We start from the raw sequence: 13,722 nt of genomic DNA on the forward strand, positions 1-13,722 counted from the left end.
CCCCGGTGGGCCGGCCGGTGGCGGGTCAGGAAGTCTTGCCGCCCGCGGGGGACTTCTTCGCCGACTCCGGGATCTCCTGGTCGCCGCGGATCGCCTTCCACAGCGTGGACGCCTGCGGCTCAGCGGCCACCACCCGGTTCGGGTCGATCTTGTCGTACGCCACCGGCAGCATGATGGTCTCCATCGTGGACGGATCGACGCCGTTCAGGCTGCGTCCGAAGTCCGCCAGCGCGGTGAGCGAGGCGAGTTCGGAGTCGGTCGTCAGGGCCGCGGTGAGAGTGTCGGCGATCTTGTACGTCTTGGTCGGGCTGCCCAGCAGATCCTGCTTCTTGATCTCGCTCAGCAGGGCGATCATGAACTCCTGCTGGAGCCCGATCCGCCCGAGGTCGCTGCCGTCACCGACGCCGTGCCGGGTGCGCACGAAGGCCAGCGAGTCCGTGCCGTTCAGCTTGTGCGTGCCGGCGGTCAGGTCGAGCCCGCTGGACTTGTCGTGGATGTCCTGGTCGACGGTGACGGTGACGCCGCCTATCGCGTCCACCAGGTCCTTGAAGCCCGCGAAGTCGATCTCCACGTAGTGGTCCATGCGGACCCCGGACATCTTCTCCACCGTCTTGACCACACAGGCCGGGCCGACCTGCGAGTAGACGGAGTTGAACATCACCCGCTCGGCCGAGGCCACCTCGGAGCCGTCCGGCTTGGTGCACTCGGGCCGGGTCACCAGCGTGTCGCGCGGGATGCTGACGGCGACGGCCTCCTTGCGCCCTTCGGGGATGTGCATCACCAGCGCGGTGTCCGAGCGGGCTCCGGCGACCTTGCCGGTGTTCAGCTCGGCGTTGTCGCCCGCGCGGGAGTCGGAGCCGAGGATCAGGATGTTCTGCCCGGAGGTGGGCAGCTTCTCCGGGCGGTCCTTGCCGATCGCGTCGTTGATGTCGACGCCGTTGATGTTGCCGTTCAGATCCCTGTACAGGTAATAGGCGTAGCCGCCCGCGGCAAGGACGAGGACCAGCAGGACGAGGAGGGTGATGCGGCCCCAACGCCGCTTGGGCTTCCTGGCGCTGCGACGCCGGCTGCCGCGGCCGTGCCCGTGCCCGGTCTCCGAGCGCCGGGGTGTCTCCGAGTGGCCGTAGTCGGTCCGGTCGGTGTCGGTGCTCATCCAGCTCGTTCCTCCGTGCCCGCGATCGGGCGTGACCGCGATGCGGTCGGGTCGGGTGGGTCGCGTCGGTGCGTTCCTGGTCGTACGACACGGGAGGTCCGCTTGACCGGGGCGGGCGCAGGCACACAGGCGTGGTGCCCGCGGTGCGTCATCGGAGGGGGGAGGCCGAAAGACCACGATGAATCGGACAGGTGCCCGAGAACTATAGACGGCTTGTCAAAGCCCGGGGTCTGTCGGGTGGGAGGCGGCCGCCCGCGCGGCAGGCCCCGCACTGTGTGGCGACGGACCGAAGAACAAGTGAACGGTCGGCGTATGATGTTCCGGATTTTCGTAGACCCCCAGGTGGGGAACGCGTTGACACCAGGAAGGTGCACCAGGCTATGCGGAGAAGGTCAGCAGGCCCCGCGAGCCGCAAGGACGAGCAACCGCAGGGGCCGGCGGCCCGGGCGGCCCACGGCGACTGGCTGACCCTCGGCCGCGACGGACGCCTCAGCCTCTACGCCGTCACCGACGGAGGTCTGCTGCGCTGGACGGAGACGGCGGTCGGCGGCCCGTCCTGGAGCGGTCCGCACTTCGTGGCGGTGGAGGGGCTGACGCATCTCACCGTGGCGCAGGGCGCGAACCGGTATGTCCACTTCCTCGCGCGCCGGGACCGGGTCCGGGGCGGCGGACAGCGCATGGTCGACATCGCCCACGCGATCCAGTACCAGACCGGGCTGGCCTTCACCGACTTCTTCTCCATAGGCAACCCGCACTACAAGCACTGGGACCAGAACTGGGAGATCGGCCCGCCCGCCGCGGCCGTCGCCCGGGACGGCACCGTGCACGTCTTCGTGCGCAACGCGCAGGGCGGGCTGTCCCTGCGGCGTGAGGACGCCAAGGGCAAGTGGAAGCTGTGGGAGAACCTGGGCGGCGTGGGCCTGGACGTCCGGGCCAGGCCGGTGGCTCTCGGCAGCGGACGGCTCGAAGTGTGCTCCGCGGCCGAGTCGGGCCTCTTCGTCTGGCGTCAGACCGCACCCGGTGGGGACTTCGAGCAGCCCAGCGGATTCGCGCTGAGCCTCGTGCCCGGTACGGCGGCCGCCCTGGAGACGGGGCCGGACAGAGCCACCTACCTGTGGGCGGACGCCCGGCTCGGCGGGACCGCGGCCTGGCGGCAGGGCGGCTGGCCCATGCCTCTTGGCGGGGGGCCGGCCCAGGGCGGGTACGGGGTGCTGCGCGCACCGGTCGACGGTTACGACTGCACGGTGGTCGCGTGCCGGGGCGACGACGGGTCCGTGCTGCTCGGCATGGGCGGCACCGAGAGCGAGCAGGCGGGCTTCTGGTGGCAGTCCCTCGACGTGTCCGGCCAGGGCGCCCCCGCCCTGGCCCAGGACGGTCACGGCCGGATCGTCATGGTGCTGATCGATCCGCGAGGCTTCCCGAAGGTGGCCCGTCAGGAGAGCGGATCGGGGCTCTCGCTGTCGTCGTGGAGCCGAATCTGATCGCCTGACAGGGCCGGCACGCGAAGGTTACGAAAAGGTGATCATAGAAGGTTGTAATGATGTAGAACACATTGATCACTGTTGACCGACTCTAAGCGCCGTATAAGATGTGAATAACTTGTGGCCGGAGGGGTCCGACGTGCGGAAAAGCCACAAGTGAACACTGATGCCAAGGCTGCCGGCGTTTGATGGCGCTCTTGGGGGGCGAAATGTCTTGGTAGGAGCGAGAGTTGGCGGATCACCCGCGTCTGAGCATTGTCGTCCCGTTCCAGGATGTCGAGATCTACCTCGCAGAGTGTCTGGAGTCGATCGCACGCCAGTCGTTCCGTGACTTCGAAGTGATCCTGGTCGACGACGGATCGACCGACGGTTCGACCATGATCGCGGCCGACTTCTGCGCCGCCGACCCCCGCTTCCGCCTCGTCCGCCAGGACTCGCACGGTCCCGGCCACGCTCGCAACACCGGCCTGCGCGCCATGCACCCCCGGGGCGAGTTCCTGGCCTTCGCCGACGGCGACGACGTCCTTCCCGAGTACGCCTACGAGCTGCTGATCCGCACCCTGCAGGAGTCCGGCTCGGACTTCGTCTCGGGCAACGTGCAGATGATGAACTCCAGCAAGAAGTGGCAGTCGCCCCTGCACAAGGGCCCCATGCAGAAGAACCGGCGCGGGACCCACATCACCCGGTTCGAGGCGCTGATCTACGACCGCACCGTGTGGAACAAGTTGTTCCGGCGGTCCTTCTGGGACTACCACTACATCGAGTTCCCCGAGGGCGTCATGTACGAGGACTCCTGGGTCAACATGTTCGCCCACTTCCGCGCCGAGAAGGTCGACGTCATCACCGACATCGTCTATTTCTGGCGCCGGCGCGAGGGCGGGGCCGCACCTTCCATCACCCAGCGCCACACCGAACTGTCGAACCTGCGCGACCGGGTGGCGGCCGTGCAGTCGGTGAGCCGGTTCCTGGCCGAGCGCCGGTCCAAGCTGTACGTCGACAGCAAGCGGAAGTACGACCTGGCCTGCCTCAAGTCCGACCTCATGCTGCATCTCAAGGTGCTGCCGGACGCCGACGAGGAGTACCGGAACTGCTTCATGGAGTGGGCCAACGAGTTCCTCGACGAGTGCGACCTCAGCATCATCGACGAACTCCCGGCCGATGCCAGGGTGAAGTGGCTCATGGTGTACGAGGGGCGGCTGCCCGAACTCCTCGACGTCATAGAGTTCGAGCGCAAGGGCGGCCCGATGCCCGTCCAGCGCCGCTTCCACCGCTACCTCAACTACCCCCACCTGCGTGATCGCAGCCTCGGGCTGGACAAGAAGGCCTACCGGCTCGACAAGGAACTCTCCCTGCACGGCTCGCTCTCCGACGCCGCGTGGGACGGCGACCAGTTGCGGCTGACCGGCACGGCCTATGTCCGCTTCATCAACGTGCACAAGAAGCACATGTCGGTGAAAGCCCTGGCCCTGCGGAACAAGAAGCAGAAGCGGATGGTCGTCGCCACGGCGAAGACCACCTACGCCCCGCAGGCCACCGAGCGGTCCAACCAGAACCGCTACTGCTACGACTGGGCCGGGTTCGAGGCCCGCTTCGACATCAACCGTCTCAAGCGCAAGGGCCAGTGGGTCGAGGGGACCTGGGACGTCGCCGCGGGCGTCCTCAGCCGCGGGCTGTTCCGCTACCGGGGGATCGACCGGGGCGGCGCCGGCGCCGCCGCCAATCCGCCGTACCGGTACGTCGACAAGAACACCCGGGTCCTCCCGGTCTTCCTGCAGGGCAAGCTCAAGGTCCGGGTGGAGACGGTGCGTTGCCGGATCACCGGCCACCGCGTCAACGGCGAGCACCTGGAGCTGCGCGGTGTCTACCTCGGCCCCAAGGTGCCCGAGTGGGGCAAGCTTCGGGTGGCCAGCCTGAGCGGGTCCGGGCAGGCGGAGGGCAAGGTCTGGTTCACCCCGGGCGGAGAGGGCTGGTGCACCTTCGCGGCCCGGCTCCCGCTGCGCTCCCTGGTGCCCGGCTTCCGTGCGGGAGCGCAGGCCGGCCAGGAGGTCCCGAAGTCCTGGAGCATGGGCAGCAACGGCTGGAAGACCACCTTCCACGTCGAGGGCCGCAAGATGACCATGTATCCGGTCATGGCGGAAGACACCCCCGACGGGCACTACCGCATGCCGCACAGCCTCCAGACGCGGGAGGGCGACCGGGAGATCGTCGTCCATCGCAACGGCTCGGGCTACCTCGTGCTCTTCGAGCGCGCGACCCTGCCCATGGCGCGGGCCCTGGAATGGCAGCAGGACGGTTCCCTGGTGCTGCACGGCCGCTACGCCGCCGCCGACCGCCTGTCCGCCGAGGAGTACCGGGCCGCGCACCTCGTGGTCCGCTCCCGTGCGCACGGAGCGGAGCGCACGGTGCCGCTGCAGTGGAACGGCACGGAGTTCCGCTGTGTGCTCGCTCCCGCCGCCATGCGCACCCTGGCCGGCGAGATCCCCCTCGCGGCCGGCCGCTGGGACTTCTTCCTGCGCCGCCAGGACCTCTCGGCCGTCGACAGGGACGACCGCCTCGAAGACCTGATGGTGAAGATCGAGCAGCGTCTCATCCCGGAATTCCCCCAGGAGTACCAGGCCGACGAGCGCGGTTACGAGGTCCAGGCCGAGGCCTGGGACCGGCTCTCCCTGCTCGTCCACTCCGCCATGCCCGACGAGGCCCGCGGCCCGTACCGCCAGAAGCTGCTGCGCACCAAGGCCTATCCGGCCGCCCGCAGGACGCAGGTGCGGTCCGCGATCCTCTACGACGCCTTCAAGGGCACCCAGTACTCCGACAGCCCCCGCGCCCTGCACGAGGAACTGGTGCGGCGGCGTGTCCCCCTCGACCACCTGTGGGTGGTCCGCGACGACCAGGTCCAGGTGCCGCCCACCGCCAGGGCCGTCCGCATGTGGTCACCCGAGTGGTACGACGCACTCGCCACCAGCGCCTACGTCGTCGCCAACAACCACCTGCCCGACTGGTTCGTCAGGCGCGACGGACAGATCGTCGTGCAGGTCTGGCACGGCACCCCGCTGAAGAAGATCGGTCACGACATCGAGGCCATCCACTTCGCCGACCAGCGCTATCTGGAGCGGGTCGAGAAGGAGGTCCAGAACTGGGACTTCCTGGTCTCGCCCAACAGCTTCTCCACCCCGATCCTCAAGCGGGCCTTCGGATTCCCCGGGGAGATGGTGGAGAGCGGCTATCCGCGCAACGACATACTCCGAAGACCCGGCATGGCGGAACGCGAGCAGGAGATCCGGCGTCGCATAGGCCTGCCCGACGGCAAGCGAGTGGTCATGTACGCCCCCACCTGGCGTGACGACCAGTTCTACGCGCCCGGCAAGTACAAGCTCGACTTCCGTGTCGACCTGGAGGACGCCCGTGCCCGCCTCGGCGCCGACCACGTCCTCATGGTCCGCCGCCACCCCAACGTGGTGGACCCGGTACCGGGCGCCGGAGACGGCTTCGTCTTCGACGTCTCCGACTATCCGGACATGGCCGACCTGTCCCTGATCACCGATGTGATGATCACGGACTACTCGTCGTTGATGTTCGACTACGTCAACACCGGACGTCCCATCCTCTTCTTCACCTACGACCTGGACCACTACCGGGACACCCTGCGCGGCTTCTACTTCGATTTCGCGAACAGCGCGCCGGGACCACTGGTGTCCACGTCCGAGCAACTGGTCACCGCGATACGCAACATCGACCGGATCCAGGCCGCCTACGCCGAGCGCTACCGGTGGTTCCAGAACGAGTTCTGCGACCTCGACGACGGCTACGCCTCCGCACGGCTCGCCGACAGGATGCTGGTGGCGGGCGGCGACCTGGCGCCCGAGGACGCCCGGGCACCGCGTGTCGGCACCGTGGACACCCGGCGCGCCGCGCGTCCGATGACGCCCATCGCGGGCCACGGGCAGTGGGACGGGCGGCCCCCGGCCATGGCAGGGGCGTACCAGCAGCACGCCGGACCGCAAGGGTTCGGACCGGGCCGTCCGGCGCAGCGCAGGGCCTTGGAACCGGGCCGCCCCCAGGGACCCGCCGGGCAGTCGGTGGCCCCGAGGTACGGCGAACAGCAGTCGGCACGGCCGCAGATGCCCGGTCCGTACGAGCAGCCGCAGCAGCCCGGACAGCAGCCTCCCTACGGTGGTCCGTCGGGTTCGATACCCAGGCAGCCGGTGCGTCAGCAGACGCCTCCGCAGCGCCCCCGGCCGACCGCCCCGCCGGACGGCCGGACGTACGAGGGCGTGATCGTGTGACGTCAGCCGGTGCGCACCTTGAGCAGCAGGGCGCGGTGGTCGGACTTGCCGGTGTCCCGTACCGTGCAGGCGAGTCTCGGCAGCCCGGTGAACAGGTAGTCGAGTTTGTGGCCCGAGGTGTGGGTGGCCCGTGCCGTACGCGAGGACGGGGACGCCTGGTCGCACTCCCGGTAGGTGCGGTAGGCGACGCTCGGCCACACCCAGGCGGCCGGATTGCGCGCACCCGGCGGGTCCAGGTTGAAGTCCCCGCCGAACACGGTCCGCTGCTTCGGAACCGCCGCCACGAGGGCCTTCAACTGGTCGTCGCGGTACTCCCAGGAGGGATGTGCCGCGTCGCCGTCGGGCAGCGTGAGATGGGCGTCGCACACCCGTACGTCCGGGGCTCTCACCGTGGCGCAGAGGATTCCGCGCTGGAGCCCGACGGAAGGCTGCCGGGACGGCACCGCGCGAACCGAGGTGAGGGGGTAGGCCGACAGAACGGCGAATCCCGCGGAGCCACGGCTGTCTCCCGCGCACCGCACCGGAGTGGTTCTTCCGGCTCGGTCGCGGGTGGAGTAGGCCCGGAAGGCGAGATGCCAGGAGCGGCCCAGGCCTTTGCGAGCGGCTTCGAGATCCCCGGAGCATGCCTCCTGCAGCAGCAGGACGCGGGCTCCGTCGGCCGTGACCAGTCGCCCGAGTGCGGACGTCTTGGCGGCCGGACTGCCGGTGTTCGAGCAGTTCCACCGCTTGATGCCGCACATGTTCCAGGTCGCCACGGTCAGCGTGCGGTCCGCCGAATGAGCCGGGGGCGGACTCGTCGCGGACCGCACCACCGCCGCCGTGACGACGAGGGCCAGCAGTACCGACGCCGTGATCGCGCCGGTGAGTCCCCGTCCGCGGACGTCGCTCCGCACCGAGGGCCGGACTGCCGGAATCATCCGGACATCATGCCTGGTGAGGCCGCCTGCTGCCAAAGCCGCGGAATGTGCTCGGGGAATCTCGTGAAACAGGAACCACGCCATGGCTGATGCCAAGAAGAAGGGCCGGGCCGTACTCCACGGGATAGACGCCACCGGCCCCGTTCCCGTCGAGTACCGGTTCGCCCATTCCAAGGGCGGCAATCGGCACCTCACGGTGGTGTTCGCCAACCTCTTCGCCCCCGACGACTACGGCTGGGCCACCGGAGTGCTCGACGGACTGCGGTCGAACATTCTCTGGATCAGGGACTCGTTCGACGGCGGCAACACCTATTACCTCTGCAAGGGCATGGACTTCTCCGTCGAGAAGTCGGTGATCGGGCTCGTCTCCCGGGTGATGGAGTCGCTCGAACTGACCCCGGACGACGTGACCCTGTGGGGCAGTTCCAAGGGGGCCAGCGCCGCCTTCTACTTCGGCCTGCGGTACGGCTTCCGGAACATCGTGGCCAGCGTTCCGCAGTTCCGCATCGGCACCTTCGTACGCGACGTCTATCCGAATGTCGGCCGGCACATGCTGGGCGAAGCGCTGCCCGAGGAGAACGTGCGGGTGCTGGACGCCGTGCTCCCGGACCTGCTGGCCTCCGGGGCCAATCCCGAAGCGCGGATCTACCTGGTGTCGTCCCCGCAGGACGAGCAGTACAAGGACCAGGTGGAGCCCTTCGTCGGACTGCTCCGCCGCTATCGGAACTTCAACTTCATCTTCAGTGAGTCACCGCACATCACGGACCACGGCAAGGTGAGTCTGCGCAACGTGCCGCCCCTGCTGGGCATCGCGTACCTCCTGGTCGAGGGAATCGCCCCGGCCATCGGCGTCACCCGGCACGGCTACGAGGAACCCGGCCGGGACATGTCGGGCATCGAGGGCTTCCTCAAGGCGACCTCCGTCGTGCAGGAGGCCTTCAGCCCACCGACCGTCACGGTCCCCGCCGAGAACGCGATGCTGCCCGTCGGCCCGGTGCTGTTCACGGGTGCGGCGCCGGGGGCGGTCCGGGTGAGCATCTGGGAGAGCGGCAGGTATCTGGCGTCCGCGCCGGTCGGGGCGGACGGCCGATGGACCTGGCAGGGGGAGGGGGCATGGAGCGAGGGTGAACACCTGGTCCGTCTCTTCGCGGTGGACCCCCACGGCTTCCAGTCCCCCCGCACGGACGCCAGGTTCGTCGTCTCGGCCACCGCGACGGCCCATGATCCGGGGGCGGGGTACAGCCTCGACGCCGGGACCCTCCCGGCCCCCGTGGTGCGGATGCCGGAGGCGCACCAGCGACTGCCCGAGACGGTCCGGTTCGCCGGACTGGCGATGGGGGCGGTGAGCGTCGGCCTGCGCGAAGGCGGCTACACCGTGGGAACGTGCCTGGTCGCCCCCGACGGTACCTGGCTGTGGGACACCGGCCAGGCCTGGGCCGAGGGGGCGCACGTGGTGGAGGTCTTCGCCGTCGACGCGGTCGGACGGGAATCCCCGCCCGTACCGGTGCCTTTCATGATCGTGCGCGCCCAGGCCGGGACGGTGCCGTACGGGCACTGACCCGCAGCGGCCGGTTCGGGTGGCACCGGTGCCTCGATGCCGGCGTCCAGACGGAAGTTCAGGGAAGTGGAGACCGCAATGCCCAGCCCAGCCAAGAAGGGGCGGGAACTGATCCAAGGAGTCGATGCTTCGGGGACGTTTCCCGTTCAGTACCGCTTCGCCCATGCCAAGGGCGGAAACCGCCATCTGGTGGTCGTCTTCGCCAACTTCGCGGTCCCGGAGGACTACGGGTGGTCGAACGGGGTCTTCGATCCCGTCCGGGCGAACATACTCTGGATCAAGGACAGGTTCGACGGCCACAACTCGTACTACCTGTGCAAGGGAATGGACTTCTCGCTGGAGAATTCCGTCGCGGGCCTCATCTTCAAGGTGATGGAGGCCCTGGGGCTCACGCGCGACGACGTCACCATGTGGGGCGGTTCGAAGGGCGGCAGCGCCGCTCTGTACTTCGGTCTGCGCTACGGCTTCAGGAACATCGTCTCGCTCGTTCCGCAGTTCATGGTCGGCACCTACGTCAAGAAGGTGCACCCCAAAGTGGCCACGTTCATGCTGGGGGAGGGTGTGCCCGAGGCGAACGTGCGGGCCGTCGACGCGGTCATTCCCGACCTGGTCAGGTCGGAGGTCAACCGGACCGCGAACATCTATCTGCTGTCGTCGCCGCAGGACGAGCAGTACCGCGAGCAGGTGGAACCGTTCCTCGGCCTTTTCCAGCGATACGAGAACTTCAACTTCGTCTTCAGCGAGTCCCCGTACATCACGGAACACTCGCAGGTCACCAGACGCAACGTGCCCTTCCTCATGGGCCTGGTGAACATGCTCGCGGACGGCATCGCACCGCGCCTGGGCATGGTGCGCAACGGTTTTGAGCAACCCGACCGCGACCGGTCGGGCATCGATTCCTACCTCGCCGCCACGTCCGTGCTCAAGAGCGCCGACGTGTTCCCGCCGCCGCAGGTCGCCGAACCGGCGCAGCACTCCCGGGTGCCCCGCTCCGGGCCGCGCTTCGCGGGCACGGCACGGGGAGCGGCCAAGGTCAGTCTGTGGGAGCACGGGCGGTTCCTCGGGCAGACGGACGTCGCCGCGGACGGAACCTGGTCCTGGGAACTGGGCAGGGCGTGGTCGCAGGGCAAGCACCTGGTGCGCCTGTACGGGGTGCACTCGGCGGGGTACCAGACCGAGCGGGTCGAGGTGCACTTCACGGCCGAGGAGGGCGCCGCGGCACCCGCCCGGACGCATCCGGCGCAGGCCCCGCAGGGCGGGCGGGCCCCGCAGGGCGTCTCGGCGCCGCGGGTTGTCGTCTCGGCGCCCGAGGCGTTGCAGCAGGTGGGCCCGGCGGTTGTCTTCCGCGGGTTCGCCCAGGGCGCCGTAGAGGTCCGGTTCAGGGAGAACGGCGTCCTGCTGGGCGCGGTGGCGGTCGGTGCGGACGGCGGTTGGGCCTGGGACTCGGGCTGGCCCTGGGCGGAGGGCATGCACGCGGTCGACGTCGGCCCGGTCGACGTGAACGGGATGGAGGGGCCACCGGCTTCGACGCAGTTCGCGGTGCTCGGGGCCGCTGCTGCCGCCGGGTACTACTGACCCGGCATCAGCACCGCCCGCTCCAGGGGGCGTTGGCGGCCATGGTGAGCAATGCGTGTCCGCCGTGTGGATAAGCTGGAAAGATCGTTCGCGTTGTGTCTGAGCGCGGACAACTGCAGAAGGTGTCATCTGTACTTTTCCACCCACACGGAAGCAGTGGTCCCTTGAGACAAAGACCCGCACGCCGGCTGCCGACGGCCGGTGCCGCAGCAGCCGCCGCCGTCGGTACGCTCCTCGCCCTGTCCGTCACCCCCGCGGCGGCGGCCCCGGCATCCGGCGCCGAGGACCCCGGCGCGGTGCACGGTGTGGCCATGCCCGCCGACGAGCACCTCGACGCCCGCACGACCGAGCCCTTCAGCATGGTCGGACTCACGTGGAACAACCCCCGGGCACACGTCGAGGGGCAGGTGCAGGTGCGCACCCGTGACAGCGCGACCAGCACCTGGAGAGGCTGGACGAACCTCGACCTCGACGCCGAGTCGCCGCGGGGCAAGGGCGTGCGCGGCGGCAGCCAGCCCCTGTGGACGGGGCCGTCCGACGGCGTCGAGGCACGCGTCGTCGGCGCCGACGGCACCAGCTCCGCGCTGCCGGCCGGCGCCCGGATCGACCTCGTGGACCCGGGCAGCGCCCGCGCCGGCGAGAAGGACGGTGCCGCTCCCGCCCTGACGTCCGCCGCCCTGGCCGCCCCGTCGGACGCCGCCGCCACCTCGGCCGCCGCCGGGGCGGCACGGCCGCCGATCGTCGCCCGCGCCGGGTGGGGCGCCGACGAGTCGCTCGTCGAAGACCCGCCGACGTACGACACCGAGACCAAGGCCGTGTTCGTGCACCACTCGGCCGGGACGAACGACTACACGTGCGCCGAGTCCGCGTCGATCGTCCGCGGCATCTTCCTGTACCACGTGCAGTCCAACGGCTGGAACGACGTCGGCTACAACTTCCTCGTCGACAAGTGCGGCACCGTCTTCGAGGGCCGCGCCGGGGGCGTGGACAAGCCGGTGCACGCGGCCCACACCTATGGCTTCAACACCGACACCAGCAGTGTGGCGGTGCTCGGAGACTTCAACACGGCCACCGTTCCGGCCGCCGTGACGGACTCGGTCGCCCGGATCGCCGCCTGGAAGCTGGGGCTTTACGGCCACGACCCGGAGAGCCGGGTGACGCTCACCGCGCTGGAGAGCAACGGCAAGTACACCAAGGGCCAGCAGGTCGTCATGGACCGGATCTCCGGCCACCGGGACGGCTACCCGACCGAGTGCCCCGGCACCAACCTCTACAACAAGCTGCCCGCCATCCGCACGCTCGCCGGCACCTACGCGGCCGGGCCGGAGCGGGGCGACTACAACGGTGACGGCCGGGCCGACCTGGCGGTCGGGGTGCCTGAGACGACGGTCGGCGGCAAGGCGGGAGCGGGCTCGGTGGGCGTGCTTCCCGGTGCCGCCGCGGGCCCCGACCGGGCGGCCAAGGTGGTGATCAGCCAGGGAGTCGACGGCGTTCCCGGCGGCTCCGAGCCCGGCGACGGGTTTGGCACGGACATCGCCTACGGCAACCTCAACGGCGACCGCTACGCCGACCTGGCCGTCTCCGCGCCCGGCGAGGAGGACGGCTCCGGGCAGAGCGACCAGGGTGCTGTCACCGTGCTGTACGGGGGCGCGGACGGATTCACCCCCGAGCCGGCGATGGGCATGGCTCCCTCGGCCGACCGGGCCAGTGGCGCGCGGCTCGGCGAGGCCCTGGCCGCCGGTGACTTCGACGGTGACGGCCGCGACGAGCTCGCCGCCTTCGCGCCCGGCACGGCAGTGGTCGCCGTCTCCGACGCGCTCGGCTTCCCCACCCTCACCGACCTGTCGGACGGCGCCGTCAGCGAACCCGACATGGCGGCCGGTGACTTCGACAGCGACGGCTACACCGACCTGGCCGTCACCTACCGCGCCGCGGACGGCAGTACGCCGCTCACGGTGATACCCGGATCCGCCGACGGCCTGGCCCCGGCCGCGGCACGCACCGTGACCGGCGGCAGCTCACTGGCCACCGGGGACATCGACGGTGACGGCCGCACGGACCTGGTCGTCGGGCAGCCCGACGCCGTGACCGGTGGCCGGATCACGGTCCACTCCGGCTCCGCGGACGGCCTGGAGGCCACCGGCACCGCCCTCGACCAGAACAGTGCCTCGGTCCCCGGCGGCAGTGAGAACGGCGACGAACTCGGCGCCTCCGTCTCGACCGGCGACATCGACGGTGACGGCTACGACGACATCCTCGCCGGCCTGCCCGGCGAAGACCTCACCGTCTCCGGCACCGCATACGCGGACGCCGGCACGGTCCTGGTGTTTCGCGGCAGCTCCTCCGGTCTCACCGGCGCCGGTTCCGCGACGTACAACGCCTCCGCGGCCGGATTCGGCGGAGCCGCCGAGACGGGGGACCGTCTCGGTATCGCCGCCTCGCTGGCGGACTTCGACGGCGACGGTCACGCCGACCTCGGTATCGGCAGCGACGGCGAGAACGGCGGCGAGGGCACCGTGGTCTCGCTGCTGAGCCCCGACGGCGTCCCCGCCACCACGTCCAGCGCCTACTACGGCCCCGGCACCTTCGGTCTCACCGCGACCCACTTCGGCGGTGTGCTCGCGCCGTGACGCCACGCCGCGGGCCGGGGGGCCCGGGCCGCCCCGCCCCCGCCCCGCCGGCGCAGGGCCCCGGGGGGGCGGGGGGGCCCCCCCCGGCCCGGCCCCCGGGCCTAGGCCCCCCCGCCCGGGGGCTG

The 13,722-nt window shown here is 70.1% G+C and carries 7 protein-coding genes; 5 read left to right on the plus strand and 2 right to left on the minus strand.

The genetic code is table 11. From position 1 onward, the window contains the following. Positions 1-25: 25 nt before the first annotated feature. Complete coding sequence (locus ACH4D3_RS01380) at positions 26-1,153, minus strand: LCP family protein (RefSeq protein ID WP_398315121.1); 1,128 nt, start codon at positions 1,151-1,153, stop codon at positions 26-28. A gap of 380 nt (positions 1,154-1,533) precedes the next feature. Here ACH4D3_RS01380 and ACH4D3_RS01385 point away from each other — a divergent pair, with 380 nt between their 5' ends. Both ACH4D3_RS01385 and ACH4D3_RS01390 read left to right on the plus strand, forming a co-directional pair. Beyond that, positions 1,534-2,634 (plus strand): hypothetical protein, encoded by a 1,101-nt coding sequence (locus tag ACH4D3_RS01385; protein WP_398315123.1) that lies wholly within the window; start codon positions 1,534-1,536, stop codon positions 2,632-2,634. A 230-nt stretch (positions 2,635-2,864) separates the two neighbouring features. Further along, positions 2,865-6,917: a CDP-glycerol glycerophosphotransferase family protein gene (locus tag ACH4D3_RS01390; protein ID WP_398315125.1), complete on the plus strand. Its 4,053-nt coding sequence runs from the start codon at positions 2,865-2,867 to the stop codon at positions 6,915-6,917. 2 nt (positions 6,918-6,919) lie between these two features. Here ACH4D3_RS01390 and ACH4D3_RS01395 read toward each other — a convergent pair whose 3' ends face one another. Continuing rightward, entirely contained in the window at positions 6,920-7,834 is a 915-nt protein-coding gene (locus ACH4D3_RS01395; RefSeq protein WP_398315127.1) for an endonuclease/exonuclease/phosphatase family protein, read from the minus strand. Between the two features lie 82 nt (positions 7,835-7,916). Between ACH4D3_RS01395 and ACH4D3_RS01400 the strand changes: the two genes are divergently transcribed. The 3 genes from ACH4D3_RS01400 (at position 7,917) to ACH4D3_RS01410 (ending at position 13,597) form a co-directional block, all read left to right on the plus strand. Next, positions 7,917-9,392 carry a hypothetical protein gene (locus tag ACH4D3_RS01400; protein ID WP_398315129.1) on the plus strand — a complete coding sequence of 492 codons (1,476 nt, stop codon included), beginning with the start codon at positions 7,917-7,919 and terminating at the stop codon, positions 9,390-9,392. A 78-nt stretch (positions 9,393-9,470) separates the two neighbouring features. After that, positions 9,471-10,967, plus strand: coding sequence for a hypothetical protein (locus ACH4D3_RS01405; RefSeq protein ID WP_398315131.1), 1,497 nt, complete (start codon positions 9,471-9,473; stop codon positions 10,965-10,967). 164 nt (positions 10,968-11,131) lie between these two features. Further along, positions 11,132-13,597, plus strand: coding sequence for an FG-GAP-like repeat-containing protein (locus tag ACH4D3_RS01410; protein ID WP_398315133.1), 2,466 nt, complete (start codon positions 11,132-11,134; stop codon positions 13,595-13,597). Positions 13,598-13,722 lie beyond the last annotated feature (125 nt).

The organism is Streptomyces sp. NPDC018026, from assembly GCF_044327745.1.
Classification (GTDB): Bacteria; Actinomycetota; Actinomycetes; order Streptomycetales; family Streptomycetaceae; genus Streptomyces; species Streptomyces rubrogriseus.